Here is a 13,523-nt window from a genome sequence, read left to right as displayed (position 1 = left end):
AACCGTTTGCCAGGATTCAGGCCGATGGTGAGCCGGGGAAAAGGGACTTCTAAGCGAGTGGGAACCACTTGGGGAGGGCCTGTCTTAAAAAGCGGCGGGCTGAAGTACTCTAAGGGGCGGTTGTTCCTGGGTTCCCGCTTTGGGCACAAAAGGAGCAAACCACAGTAAAAGCGTGTAGCCAAAGCAGGAGGCAGGCTGTCCGATGTCCGTATTCTCTTGTAATTTTCCCTGATTCAGAAAGGTTGAGCCGGGAAAAGATCAGGAAGAGGAACTGCCTGATTGACGTGAGCAAAAGTCAGCCTGCGTTTAGGGCCTGTTTTTCTTACATCTTGCCTGTTTCAGGAGTAGAAGTGAGCAGGGGCTCAGAGTTGTAGTATTTCCTCCGGAACCAATAAGCAACGTTTACCAAGCCAATCAACGCCGGTACCTCAATCAAGGGGCCCACCACGCCGGCAAATGCCTGCCCTGAGTTCAACCCGAACACGCCAATGGCCACCGCAATGGCCAGTTCAAAGTTGTTGCCCGTGGCAGTGAAGGCCACGGAGGCGTTCTGGGGGTAATTGGCCCCCAACGCTTTGCCCAGGTAAATGCTCACCAGGAACATGATAGCAAAGTAGATCACCAGCGGCACGGCAATACGCAACACATCCAGCGGAATGCTCACAATCAGGTTTCCTTTCAGGCTGAACATGACTACAATGGTAAACAGCAGCGCCACCAGCGTTATAGGGCTGATGGCCGGAAGGAACTTCTGCGTGTACCAGGCATCGCCCTTGATTTTACGGAGAAAGAGCCGTGACAAAAAGCCCAGCAGGAACGGAATGCCCAGGTAAATGAACACGCTCTCGGCAATGGCGCCCATGCTGATGTCCACCACTTTCCCCTCCAGCCCGAACCAGGTGGGCAGCACCGTGATGAAGACAAAGGCGAAGACGCTGTAGAACAAAACCTGGAAAATGCTGTTGAACGCCACCAGCCCGGCGGCGTACTCGCGGTCGCCCTCGGCCAGTTCGTTCCAGACCAGCACCATGGCAATGCAGCGGGCCAGCCCGATGAGGATGATGCCCACCATGTACTCGGGGTAATCTCGTAGGAAAATAATGGCCAGCAGAAACATGAGCACCGGCCCGATGATCCAGTTGAGCCCCAGCGACAGGGTAATCACCTTCACGTTCTCAAACACGCGGCCCAACTGCTCGTAGCGCACCTTGGCCAGCGGCGGGTACATCATGAGAATTAGGCCCGCAGCGATGGGCACGTTCACGGTACCCGCCTGAAACGTGTTGATGACGTCTTCGGTGCCGGGGTACAGGTACCCCAGGAGCACGCCTGCGCCCATGGCCACGAAAATCCAGAGGGTGAGAAAACGATCCAGGGTGGAAAGCTGTTTGCGTTTATCTACAGTGCATTGACTCATATCTTCGTCCTAATTAAAAGGGGTACGGGCCTTATGAGAATAAAAGGCAGTACTCTTTTTGGGCAGTTTTCTTAAAACAGGTGCTAAACAGGGCACTTCTGCCTATAGTCTACTCTGGCAGATACTTCTCTACAAACTGCTGGCTGAATTGTTTGATTTGATCGCGTACCTGGTGGAACGTGGCGGTGATTTCCTCTGGTGTGCCCGTGGCCTTTGCTGGATCTGGGAAGTTATGGTGGATACGCTCCGCATTGGTAGGAAAATAGGGGCAGTTTTCCTGGGCATGGTCGCACACCGTGATGACGTAGTCAAACGGAATCTGGCGGTATTCATCTATGTGGTTAGAGGTGTGCCCCGAGATGTCTATGCCATCGGCGGCCATGGCAGCTACCGCTTTAGGGTTAACGCCATGCGTTTCAATACCAGCGCTGTAGATGTTGGCTTTCCCGTTGGCAAATTGGCGTAGGTACCCTTCGGCTAGTTGGCTGCGGCAGGAGTTGCCGGTGCACAGAACAAGTACGTTTTTCATGTGGTTTTCAAAAAGTAAGGTCAAAAGGGGAATTAGCAGCAGCCCGAGCCCGGAGTGCAGCTATCACCCTGAAAGGTGGTGAGCTCTACCAATTGGATTTTCTTTTTCTCCGACGCCGGAGCAGGTGCGCAGCATTCTTCCCCAGAGGCGGTGGTGCCGCAACTTCCGCCGCGCTCTATGGCTTTGCATTGCGTGGCATCGGGCGTAAGGTTCACCACCAGGTTTCCTCCGTTCACCGTCAATTGGGCCGGGTACATCTGGCGCGTGTCAAACTGAGCATTCCCGAACTCTATTTTTACGATGCCCAACGGGTTCAACGGCAAAACCTTCTCAACCACCTCAATGATGGAAAGCGCCTTGCTCACCGCCATGGGCTGACCGTCGTTTCCCTGACCGGGTTCCCACAACTGCACAATGACCTCGGTCCAACTGTTCATCTGCCCGCCGCAGTCAACAGACACAATGGGAGCCTGTTTGATCTCAGTGATGTGGTAAGAGGCGTCTACCCATTTGTCCTCGGCGTACTGGAACTGCAACGGGAGAGCGGGGTATTGGGCAAGCTCGCTTTTGAAAGCTCCCCAGGTAAAAAGATTATGATGATTCATATGATTGAAATGTTACGCTAGAAGAAAGCAGGTTTTTAACAGCAGGAGTCCTGGCAGGCAACAGGGCTGGAGAACAACTGCAGGAAGATGTCCCTGACCTCGGCCCACTTGTTCTGGTCAATGCAGTAGCAGACGCTGGTGCCTTCTACGGTGCCTTTGATCAATCCCACCGATTTAAGCTCTTTGAGGTGCTGGGAGACGGTGGCCTGGGCCAGCGGAAGTTCGTCCACCAAATCACCGCAAACGCAGGTCTGCTTTTGCAGGAGGTGCTGCAGAATCGCAATTCGGGCAGGATGCGCCAGTGCTTTTGCATACCCGGCCACCAGGTTTTGCTCGGCTGTGAAGTTTTCTGTTTTGGTGACTCCCATGAAAGTAGGGTTGTTTAATTTATCGTAAAGATACGATGAAGCTAGCGCGAAAGCAAATCATTGATGCCCGTGGTGTTATGCCATGTAAGAAAGAGGTTTGACTTCCGGCCCAGCCTAAAGCAGAACTGGGGTGCAGAGTTTTCCTCCACACCCCAGTTCTGATGTTTCTTCGTTCGCCTGGCTTAGGTTCCCAAAGGGTTGTTTTACTTGTTGCTAAGCACTGCCAGATTCATAGGATTCACCGTAACCTGTTTCGAGGCCGATTTTGTGAAAACGTCCTTAAAACCGCCCTTCTGCAGGGCCGCATGAGTAAAGGAGGCGGGTTTGTCTCCGCGGTTGATAATTACAATCACTTCCTCATTGCCTAGTTTGCGGCTGAAGGCGTACAGTTTCTGCGCATCGTTTGTTTCCAGGGTAGTGTAGTTGCCAAGCTTGATGGACTTGTACTGGTTGCGTAACCCAATGAATTTCTTGTACCACGCATACAGGTCTTTGTTGAAGGCAACCTGGTCTGGATCATGCTTGCTTTGGTCTGGGTTGTGGGTTTCTGGCTGGTATTTCATTTCCTGCCACACCATGGGTTTGCGGCAGTCTGGGTCGTTGGAACCCCACATGCCTACCTCATCACCGTAATAGATCATAGGTGCACCCAGGTAGAGCAACTGGAAAGCCGCAATCAGTTTCTGTTTCTGCAACTGGGCGGCTGTAGGTTTGCGGGCGTTGTAATTCTTGTTGTTGCTTTTCTGGCTCCAGTTAAAGTATTTCCCCCAGTCCCCGAACTTGAGGCCGTCTGGGTTGGCTACGGCGCTGCCAAGGCGGGTGGCATCGTGGCTGTCCATGAGGTTCTGCATGTTATGGGCCACGCCTTCGCCAAACGCCTCGCGCAGTTCCTTCAGCCTGGTATCGAACTGGGTGACGGTAGAGGCAGTTTTTTCCTGCACGAAGAAGTCATGCGTGATAAAGGCGAAGTTGTAGTTCATGGTGGCGTCAAACTCGTCTCCGCTTAGGTAAGGGCGGGTCTGCTCAATGGAAAACACAAGTTCGGCGGTCATGTAGGCCTGCGGGTTGATGCTGCGCACCCACTTGCGCCACTCTTTCCAGAAAGGGTGCCCCACGTCATAGGCCACATCAAGGCGCCAGCCGTCAATGCCGTGCGCCGCGCCTTTGCCCATGGGGTTCATCCAGCGTTTGGTGGCATTGAAGATGTATTCCTTGGGGCCGGCCACTATGCCGGTGCTGTCTTCCTTCAGTTCGGGTAAGGTTTTCACGCCAAACCAGCCTTTGTACTTGAAGGGAGTGCCTTTGGCGGGATCGCGCCAGCTGTCAACCATGAACCAGTCACGGTAAGCCGATGCCTGCTGGTTTTTCTCCACATCGCGGAACGCGAAACTGTTAACGCCCATGTGGTTGAACACACCGTCAAAGATGATGTACATCTTGCGCTTGTGTACTTCCTCAATGAGCTTCAGGGCCAGTTTATCGGCTGAGGTCCACACCCAGGTGGCGGGGTCTAGGGGATTCTCCTTTTCCATCAGCTTTTTATCTCCTTCGGGATCGGGGCCGAAGGTAGGGTCTACGTGGTGGTAGGTGAGGGCGTCGTATTTATGCGAGGAAGGGGCCCAGAAAATAGGGTTCATGTAGATGGCATTGACCCCCAGGTTTTTGAGGTAATCCAGCTTCTTGATCACCCCCTGCAAATCGCCCCCGTACCTACGCCGTTGGAGGTTGTAGTAAATGTCTTTCCCGTTTTTCTGCTCGTAAGGCTGCAACTGGTACCAGTCACTGGTCCAGGGATGAATCTGGAAAGCCGAGGAGTCATCAAAGGGGTAGGCGCCGCTTTGGTCGGTGACTTTGGGGTCATTGGAGGGGTCTCCGTTGTAGAACCGGTCCGGGAAGACCTGGTACCACACCACGCCTTTGCTCCATTCAGGGGTAAAATCTTTCGGCTGTTGCGCCCAGCCCAGCGAGGCGCCGCCAAAGAGGTACACGAAGAGCAGAGAAAGCATCCTTCGTTTCGATGTTCTCCCCGCTGTGAGGCTTGTTTCGTTTTTGACCATTTGTTTGGTGATGGAGTGATAAGTGGTAAAAGGTTTTAAGACGCTTTAAGGCTGTTTTCCTGAAAACAGGCCGAAATCTAAAGCAAGGAAGGCTAAGACGTTTGTTTTCCTTGCGCAACGAAAAAGCGTTTTCTGCAAGATTCTGGAATAGCCCAAACGTAAAGAAAGCCATTTTGAACCTGAAAATGAATTTTGGGGCCGAAAGCGCCCTTGCTCCTTGCCATAGGAATCATGTTAAAAGAAAACGGGGAGCAGCTACCCTTATGAGTAGCCGTTCCCCGTTTTTTATAGAAGGATTTACAAAGCAGAAAGAGAGTTGCTGCTATCTGGGTAAGGGCGGCCGGTCTGGTCACGGTCCAGGCCAGAGCGGGTTGTGTTCAGGTTGGTTTGATCAGGATCCAGATTGTCCGTGTCTACTTGGGTTGATCGTACCGTGTCTCTGATGACCTCATTGCGCTCATATACTTCCTTGCCCAACGAAAGCTCTTCTACCACGCGGGCCTCTTTGTTAATCACCGGCACCTCAGTATGTTCCCGAAGTTCCATCTCGCCCTCTTTGAAGTTGGCGAAATCAGCCTCGGAGGCAGGGCGGTTCACGGGATGACGTTTTATCCAGATGTGTTCCGTGCGCAAGCGCAGGTGCTGTTCTACCGGACGTTCCACAATCCGGCTGCGCAAACGGGTGCCGCCGGTTGCCACCTCGCGTTTGTCTACCTGCAGGTTTTCCTCTACTATAGGAATGGTGGTATTGTTCGCCGGGGTATCGGTGGTGAATTCGGCAACCTGGTCGTCAGGAAAGGACGTGTCGGGCGCGTACCCATATTCCTGGGCGCGGAGGTCTACGTCAATCGCGCCGTACCGGTCCAGCGTTTCGGCGGCTAAGTGGGCTTCTTCCAGGGTCTGGGCATGTACCGTCACAATGCTTTCTGAATAGCTGGCAACATGCGAAAAGGTACGGGCGTGGTTTTCGTTGTTATGGAACAAAGACCGGAAGAATCCTTTGATTCCTTCATGGTGCGACGGGGTGGAAGAAGCGGTGGTAGCATCTACGCTGGTGCGTGCCCTGGAAATGTCAATGTTCGCCTCACTTAAGCCTAGAGATCTCAGGTGTTGCACTGCTCCCTCCGCTTCCGCTGTCTGATCAAATATTCCTACTACTGTCTGTGCCATCGTTTTACTTGTTTTCTGATTTGAGAATAGAGTATGGAAATAGAAACTATTTAGGTCTTTCCTGGTCTTTCGGGTTCTTGTCTACAAGCGTTGGGCTTCACCATCAACGTTTATTTAAAAGCTTCAAGGCCGGTTTATAGGCCATTTTTGTTAAATGTGCCTAAAACTGATTTATAGGATAAGTGCCTCATTTTAGTCTCACCGGTGTATCTAAATGTAACGAGGCATGAGAGGAGATGTTTCTGAGAATTGGGTTGGGAGTAGTGCACAAAAACCTTCAGGCAAGCCTGATGTAAAGCCCATTCAAGAACTTAAAGGTTCTGGTTGTATTCAGAAGGACGGCCTTCCGTAGAGAAAGATTTGCTAAGAAAACGGCAATTGGACTCCCTTGCCTAAGAGAAAGTTCTGTTAAGCGGTTTGCCGCACCACGCTGATGGTTTTTTCCTTTTTCAGGTGCCTTTTAAGGTTTGAAACCGGAAGCTCAAAGAATTTCCAGGAAAGCCAGGCTAAGGCAAAAAGCAGGATAAGGTTCTCGGCCACAAACAGGTAATGGTTTTCCCTAATAAACTGCGGAAGCGGAAGCGATTGGTTCAGGATGCCGAGTGGGCGGCGGCTCTGTAAGTAAAGGGTAAGGTGATACAGATAAATTCCATAGCTCATTTTCCCGATCAGCAGCAAGGCCTTGTTCTGGAAAAGAAGGTTCACCCTATTGGCGCTTTCATTGCCCTCTGAGATGAAAAAAGCGATAAGCCAGGCTATAATGATTGAAACCAGGGTGCGGTGATGGATTACCGGGATCTCTCCCCAAATATACTGCCCTGCAATGACCAGAATGCTCAGAATACCCAAAAAGCGCAACGCCACATGAAACCACGGAAAGGCGGAATTCTTTTCAACTACCACCCAGGCCAGCAGGGCACCTATCCCCAACGCATCGAAACAGGTCTGCGGAAGCACCCATAAGAACTCCCGATTTGGGATGGTATTCTGGCTGATGATCCCAATGCTTATAAATAATAGAATGGTGTAGGGCAGAAACCTTCTTGGGGTGAAGAGAATAAGCAAGGGCCAAAACAAATAGAACTGCTGCTCCACAGACATAGACCACAGGTGGGTAAGGTTTCCCCAGTACTTTTGGGCATACATGTCAAAATTGGCCGTAAAGCTTAGGTAGCTACTATAATTAGAAACAGCGTGCGGTTTCAGTACATAGGTGACCAGAATAGTAAGATAATAGGCCGGAAAAATGCGGAGAGACCGCTTGAGGAAAAAGTCCTTGAAGGCAAGTGCTTTGCTGGTTTGGTTTGCCTCTGCCTTTCTCCTGTCTTTCAACAGAATCATGGTGATCAGAAAACCGCTAATGGTAAAAAAGATGTCTGGGGCAGAGATGACTCGTGAAAACGATTGGAGGACATTACCCTCCGGAAGCCAGTGATTACATAGAACAAAGAAAATGGCAATGGCTCTCAAGGAATCTAACTGCTTGATGTACCCCATGCTCAGCTAATTTAGAGTGACAGGCTTCTTCGGGTATGTATAGGTGAAGGTTTTCTTTCATCCTGCTTTCCCTTTCAGATTTCAGGAAGTAGGCCCGTGGATCAAACTGCTTTAGGTATCCATTCTACCAAGTCAAAAGCATTGGCAGAAGTAAGGAGAGATGTACTCTTAATAGAAAAATTTGTGTTTAAAATTAGATATAAATAATCAAAAGCCAAGCCTATGAAAGAAAACGGGAAAGAAGTTTCTCGTTTATAACGGCTGATTAACAGGTTTTTAGAAACAGAAAGATGGCAGCTGCCGGTGATGGATGGGATAACACAGGTTTAATAAACCCGTGTTATTAGGGCAGAATATTCTGCCCTAATAACAACGTTGACACCTGTACTACTCCTGTTATACCATTTGGTTGCCTGCCGGAGACAGTTGTTAATATAGTATCTGTATTAGATAATCCAGAAGAGGGGTTCTATAAGTGGATATGGTAGATTTGTAAAGGTGCCGCACTCAATATTGTTTTAGTTTAAACTTATTCGGTTAGAACAAACAATAACAAGGAAGTGATAACATGGAACTCTGTTTGGTGATTTTAAAAATGAGATTCAGCCTAGCCTGGAGAGAGAAGGGCAAAAATAAAATATGAACAAGGGAGCTCTATCCTAAGGTGACTTGCCTATTGGGTGGAGCTAAGAGATAGGCCAGAAGTATTGTGAATATTTGGAGGCGCCATTTAAACTATACTTGGGCCGTTGAGGGCTGAAAGGTTTTGCTTGTATTTTTTGAAGTTGATTCCAATTGCTTGTGCATTAGAAGTGGGTTGAAATTGGACTTAGGTATCAAAAAGAACAGAAGAATAGGTTTGGATGGTCCATATGTTCCAATCCTCTTGCGTTTCTGCTTATTCTACTGAAAGTAGAACAGGCTTTTCTGTAATTTTCCTGAGAGTGGGAAGTGTGCAGCAGCACTTCCTTTTATAGGTATATCCACACTGCTGATGGATATAACCCTAATCAGGCGTTGACTGATTAATCTAAATGCTTCTGTCTGTCAATTTGAGCAGATAGTAACCCAGTGTCTCTTAATACTACTTGATGGCACCTTCAATTCTGAGGGGTAGGGGAATTCTTGTACTTTATAATTTAACAATTGACTTTATGAAATGGAGATTTACGAATAGGCTACTTGCTTTGTCAGGTAGTGTAATTTTGTACACCGTTTTTCCTGGTTTTCACCAGGGAGTTGCTGTTGCCGGTGTGATGGAGTATCCGGCGGGCTCTATGCAAGACCGGCCGGTGTCTGGCTTGGTCACCTCCGCAGAGGATGGCTCACCTCTCATTGGGGTTTCTGTTTCTGTTAAAGGTGGTACAGCGGGAGTTATGACCGATGCAGAAGGTAAATACCAGATTTCTGTACCGAATTCTGCGGTCTTGGTTTTTAGTTACATAGGATATACTCCCCAGGAAGTCCTGGTGAATAATCAGGCCCAGTTAAACATCCGCCTAAAGTCAGATAGACAAGTGCTGGACGAGGTAGTGGTAATTGGGTATGGTACCCAGAAAAAGGGAGATGTGACCAGTGCCGTTGCTGGCGTAGACAGAGAAGACTTTGTGCAGGGTGCCGTGCGCGATGCAGCCCAGTTGGTGCAAGGGAAAGTAGCCGGTCTGCGGGTAACCACCCCCAGCGGTGATCCCACCGCGAATACTCAAATAAACTTGAGAGGGATAAGCTCCATTCAGGGAAGTTCTGATCCGTTGGTGATTATAGATGGCGTTCCGGGTGATCTGAATACCGTGGCTCCGGAGGATATTGAATCGGTGGACGTGTTAAAAGACGGCTCTGCAGCAGCTATTTACGGAACACGTGCTACCGGAGGAGTGATCCTGATCACCACCCGCAAAAACCAGAGTGACCGCAGCACAGTGGAATACAATGCCTATACCAGCGTGCAGACCATTGCCAGAAGACCTGAACTGTTGACAGGTGATGATTACCGACGGTTAATCAGAGACGAAGGAATTGACTACGATGACTATGGCGGCAATACTGACTGGCTGGACGAGATCATGCAAACGCCTATTAGCCATAACCATAACTTAACCTTCTTCGGGGGAAACTCCACGACCAATTTCACAGGTTCGCTTAACTACAGAAACTGGGAAGGAATCATGAAAAGGACAGGGCAAGAGCGCTTCATAGCCCGCGCAGATATAAACCACGCCATGTTTGATGAGAAATTGAAGGCAAATATCCAGTTGATCAATACGATTGGTTCTTCCGTGCAAGGCGGCGGCGACGGATATGCGTACCGGCAGGCGATTATCCGTAACCCTACCGACCGGGTGCGAACTGAGACGGGTGAATGGCAGGAACGCGGCGGGTACTTCTATCTTAACCCAGTGTCCAGAATAGAGGAATTTGACCGGGAGTATACCACCAGAGAATTGAGAATGAGCGGAAGCTTGGACTATTCTCCCATCAAAGACCTGCATTTCAAGGTGCTAGGGTCCCATATTCAATGGGGTTCTTTGTACGGGTATGCCTCTACGTTTAATCACTCAGACACATGGCTAGACAACCGTAACAGCAATGCAGGCAGAAGCACCGGCGCTAGCCGGACTAACTTGCTGGAACTCACCTCTAACTACGCCAAAACCTTTGGTGCTCATAGTTTCAGTGTATTAGGTGGCTATAGCTGGCAAGATGAAACAAATGAGGGATTCAACGCTGATAACTGGAATTTTCCAACAGATGCTTTCGGATGGAACAACCTTGGCGCGGGCCAAGCTGACCAGGCTGGTCTCGCCGGCATGGGTAGCTACAAAGACAACTGGAAACTGATCGGCTTTTTCGGTCGTGTAACTTATAGCTGGAACGATAAATACTTGTTTATGGCCAGCGTGCGGCGTGAGGGCTCCTCAAAATTCGGGATTAACTCCCAGTGGGGTACTTTCCCAGCAGTCTCTGTGGGCTGGAGAGTAAACCAAGAGGGTTTCATGAAATCTATGGATTTTATTACAGACCTCAAGGTTAGGGCAGGTTACGGAGTTACGGGTACAATTGCCAACAGCCCTTACCTGTCACAGATCAGTTATAGATTTGATCAAAATGTGGGTGCTTATATCGGAGGAAGATGGGTGCCTGGCTTCGAACCAGCTCGTAATTTCAATCCAGATCTCCGGTGGGAAAAGAAAGGGGAATACAATGTGGGGCTTGACTTTGGTTTCCTAAAAAACCGTATCAGTGGTTCCTTGGACTTCTTCCGTCGCGATATTGAAGACTTACTCTATAACTTTGAAGTTCCCAGACCCCCTTACTTGGTTGATTTCATGACCATCAACGCGGGTGCTCTGCGCAGCCAGGGATTTGAGGCATTGGTGAATTTTGTCCCTGTTGAAACCAAGAATTTTACCTGGAATTCCAATGTGACTTACTCTACTAATAAGACAAAGTTAGTTTCCCTAACCAATGACCAGTTTGATAATACAGTAGAGTACTTTGACGCTGGATATACCGGAGAACCCATTCAGGACTTTACCCACCGGGTAGCAGTTGGAGAACCCATAGGTCGCTTCTATGTTTGGAAAACAGTAGGGGTAGACGCGAACGGCGGCTGGCTGGTGGAAAGCAAAACCGGTGAGGCCATTCCTATCAATGACGCCACTCAGGAAGACCGCCAATACTACGGTAACGCCATTCCTAAACATGTGCTGGGCTGGAACAACTCTACCCGGTACAAGAACTTTGACATGACCGTGAATATAAGAGGAGCCTTTGGGCATGACATCCTCAATTTTCAGCGCATGTTCTATGAAAACCCAAAGAACCCAGCCTATAACATGTTGAAAACCGCTTATGACCCAGTTTATGGAAAACGGCTCAATAATGACTTGGTGTATGTAAGCCATTACATTGAAAAAGGAGACTACGTGAAAATTGACAACGTCACCTTTGGCTACACCTTGCCTAAGGACCTGATAAAGGTCGTTAGAAATGCAAGAGTTTTTGTGTCTGGCCTGAACCTGTTTACTATCACCGGCTACAAAGGACTGGATCCGGAAGGAGTGAGCTACTCAGGTTTCGACCCAGGCAACGATCAGCGTGACAAATATCCAACTACGCGTACGTTCACGGCCGGCCTCAATGTTTCCTTCTAGGTTTTAAAAGTATGATCATGAAAAAGAAATTAATTGTCTATACCCTGGCTACCACTTTAGGAGCTGTGGGCACTATCAGTTCCTGTACCAACCTGGATGAAGAGGTTTACTCAGAGGTACTGGCCACTAGTTTCAATCCAACTGAGAGAGACATCCCATCCATTATCGCCCCGGTGTATGCCTCCTTTAGGGGATTGATGATGGGCTGGCAAGGATATTTTGACCTACAGGAAGAAAGCGCGGATGCCATTGTCACGCCAGCCCGTCCTAACGGTTGGTACGATGGAGGCACGTATCTGCGGATGCACACGCACACTTGGACTCCTCTTCAGTGGCAGCCCCAAAACACTTGGAACAGTGCCTATAGTAGCATCACCACTGCTAACCGGGTGCTAGCGCAGATTGAAGATGGAGATATTGCCATGGAAAGCGGCCAAGAGGCGCTAGTAGCAGAGTTGAGGGCAGCCCGAGCCTTTGCCTATTACCTTTTGTTAGATAACCACGGCAATGTTCCCATTGTAACCAATTACAAAGACACCCAACTGCCCGATCAGAAGCCCCGGCAGCAAGTGTACGACTTCATAGTGCAAGAATTATTAGAAGTAGTAGATGTCTTGAATGATGATCCATCAGCTACCTATGGTCAGTTGAATAAATGGGGCGTGAAAGCCTTGTTGGCAAAGCTCTACCTGAATGCAGGGGTGTATACCGGCACGCCACAGTGGGAAAAATGTATTCAGCAGGCTGATGAGATCATTAATAGCCAGAAGTATACCTTGGACCCCAACTATTCAGATGTCTTTACCTACACCAACCAGAACTCCCCGGAGATCATCTTTGCCATTCCTTACGACCAAATCTACGGTACCGGCAATATTGTTCATATGAAAACGCTGGATCCCGCTAGTAGATTCGTGTACAAGATGCAAGCTGGGCCTTGGGGAGGCAATGCCGCCGTTCCGCAGTTCATTGACACCTATGATGAACAAGACGGGCGCCTGAAAGACACCTGGATCATGGGGCCTCAGAAAAATGCCACTACCGGCGAAGTTGCAATTGATTACGTGAAATTACTGCCAAGTATAGCTGCCACCGAATCAAATGAAGGCTACCGCATTGGGAAGTACAAAATCAAGGAAGGAGCCACTGGGGCACTGGACAATGATTTTCCAATGCTGCGCTACGCCGATGTGCTCATGATGAAAGCAGAAAGCCTGCTACGCTTGGGCCGCGCCGATGAAGCTGCCGTTTTGGTGACCCAGGTGCGTCAGCGTGCATTCCGGGATACTAACCCCACCAAAGCCACCGTAACTGGCGATGATCTAAAGCAAGGAAGTACCTATGAGTATGGTCTTCAGGATGAGAACGGGAATGTACTTCCTGGCCCGGGAAGCGGCGGAAGCGACATTCAGTTCGGACGGATGCTGGATGAACTGGGATGGGAGTTTGCCGCAGAGGCGCACCGCAGACAGGATTTGATTCGGTTTGGAGTTTTCGGCACGAAAGCCTGGTTTAACCATAGCCCAAGCAGTCCCAACAAGGCTTTGTTCCCCATTCCAGCCGAGGAAATTAACAAGAACCCCAAGCTGGCGCAAAACCCTGGGTATTAGAGAAAGTAGTTGGTTTGTTTGTTAGAAGATCTGCTCATTCATGCTCCTTGAAAAAGGTGTAAGGGTGAGCAGATCTTCTTTTTACCTGCTTGTTAAGTGGCTGTTAACATAGTATT

Annotated in this window: 9 protein-coding genes; 2 read left to right on the top strand and 7 right to left on the bottom strand. The window is 49.4% G+C overall.

What is annotated here, in order from left to right; all coding sequences use genetic code 11:
- Window positions 1-322: 322 nt before the first annotated feature.
- The 7 genes from arsB to EFB08_RS03660 form a co-directional block, all read right to left on the bottom strand.
- Window positions 323-1,417 carry an ACR3 family arsenite efflux transporter gene (gene arsB, locus EFB08_RS03690; RefSeq protein ID WP_123125523.1) on the bottom strand — a complete coding sequence of 365 codons (1,095 nt, stop codon included), beginning with the start codon at window positions 1,415-1,417 and terminating at the stop codon, window positions 323-325.
- Window positions 1,418-1,526: 109 nt separating this feature from the next.
- Window positions 1,527-1,946 (bottom strand): arsenate reductase ArsC, encoded by a 420-nt coding sequence (locus tag EFB08_RS03685; protein ID WP_123125522.1) that lies wholly within the window; start codon window positions 1,944-1,946, stop codon window positions 1,527-1,529.
- A gap of 32 nt (window positions 1,947-1,978) precedes the next feature.
- The gene (locus EFB08_RS03680; protein ID WP_123125521.1) at window positions 1,979-2,551 is read right to left on the bottom strand and encodes a DUF6428 family protein; all 573 of its coding nucleotides are present in this window, start codon (window positions 2,549-2,551) and stop codon (window positions 1,979-1,981) included.
- A 35-nt stretch (window positions 2,552-2,586) separates the two neighbouring features.
- Window positions 2,587-2,919: an ArsR/SmtB family transcription factor gene (locus EFB08_RS03675; protein ID WP_123125520.1), complete on the bottom strand. Its 333-nt coding sequence runs from the start codon at window positions 2,917-2,919 to the stop codon at window positions 2,587-2,589.
- A gap of 203 nt (window positions 2,920-3,122) precedes the next feature.
- The gene (locus tag EFB08_RS03670; protein WP_123125519.1) at window positions 3,123-4,925 is read right to left on the bottom strand and encodes a glycoside hydrolase family 13 protein; all 1,803 of its coding nucleotides are present in this window, start codon (window positions 4,923-4,925) and stop codon (window positions 3,123-3,125) included.
- A gap of 348 nt (window positions 4,926-5,273) precedes the next feature.
- Window positions 5,274-6,146 carry a YsnF/AvaK domain-containing protein gene (locus EFB08_RS03665; protein ID WP_123125518.1) on the bottom strand — a complete coding sequence of 291 codons (873 nt, stop codon included), beginning with the start codon at window positions 6,144-6,146 and terminating at the stop codon, window positions 5,274-5,276.
- 408 nt (window positions 6,147-6,554) lie between these two features.
- On the bottom strand, window positions 6,555-7,643 hold the full coding sequence (locus tag EFB08_RS03660; RefSeq protein WP_123125517.1) for an acyltransferase family protein: 1,089 nt from the start codon (window positions 7,641-7,643) through the stop codon (window positions 6,555-6,557).
- Between the two features lie 1,154 nt (window positions 7,644-8,797).
- Between EFB08_RS03660 and EFB08_RS03655 the strand changes: the two genes are divergently transcribed.
- Together EFB08_RS03655 and EFB08_RS03650 are read left to right on the top strand one after the other, a co-directional pair.
- Window positions 8,798-11,797: a SusC/RagA family TonB-linked outer membrane protein gene (locus tag EFB08_RS03655; RefSeq protein ID WP_227006196.1), complete on the top strand. Its 3,000-nt coding sequence runs from the start codon at window positions 8,798-8,800 to the stop codon at window positions 11,795-11,797.
- Window positions 11,798-11,814: 17 nt separating this feature from the next.
- Window positions 11,815-13,407: a RagB/SusD family nutrient uptake outer membrane protein gene (locus tag EFB08_RS03650; RefSeq protein WP_123125639.1), complete on the top strand. Its 1,593-nt coding sequence runs from the start codon at window positions 11,815-11,817 to the stop codon at window positions 13,405-13,407.
- Window positions 13,408-13,523 lie beyond the last annotated feature (116 nt).

The sequence above is a fragment of the Rufibacter latericius genome, assembly GCF_003721515.1.
GTDB classification, from domain to species: Bacteria; Bacteroidota; Bacteroidia; order Cytophagales; family Hymenobacteraceae; genus Nibribacter; species Nibribacter latericius.
Note: the sequence above shows the minus strand (reverse complement) of the source record. Positions and strands in the feature narration are given on the sequence as shown.

Coding starts and splice junctions, on each gene's coding strand:
- arsB (WP_123125523.1), bottom strand. CDS start 1,417: ATGAGTCAATGCACTGTAGATAAACGCAAACAGCTTTCCACCCTGGAT.
- EFB08_RS03685 (WP_123125522.1), bottom strand. CDS start 1,946: ATGAAAAACGTACTTGTTCTGTGCACCGGCAACTCCTGCCGCAGCCAA.
- EFB08_RS03680 (WP_123125521.1), bottom strand. CDS start 2,551: ATGAATCATCATAATCTTTTTACCTGGGGAGCTTTCAAAAGCGAGCTT.
- EFB08_RS03675 (WP_123125520.1), bottom strand. CDS start 2,919: ATGGGAGTCACCAAAACAGAAAACTTCACAGCCGAGCAAAACCTGGTG.
- EFB08_RS03670 (WP_123125519.1), bottom strand. CDS start 4,925: ATGCTTTCTCTGCTCTTCGTGTACCTCTTTGGCGGCGCCTCGCTGGGC.
- EFB08_RS03665 (WP_123125518.1), bottom strand. CDS start 6,146: ATGGCACAGACAGTAGTAGGAATATTTGATCAGACAGCGGAAGCGGAG.
- EFB08_RS03660 (WP_123125517.1), bottom strand. CDS start 7,643: ATGGGGTACATCAAGCAGTTAGATTCCTTGAGAGCCATTGCCATTTTC.
- EFB08_RS03655 (WP_227006196.1), top strand. CDS start 8,798: ATGAAATGGAGATTTACGAATAGGCTACTTGCTTTGTCAGGTAGTGTA.
- EFB08_RS03650 (WP_123125639.1), top strand. CDS start 11,815: ATGAAAAAGAAATTAATTGTCTATACCCTGGCTACCACTTTAGGAGCT.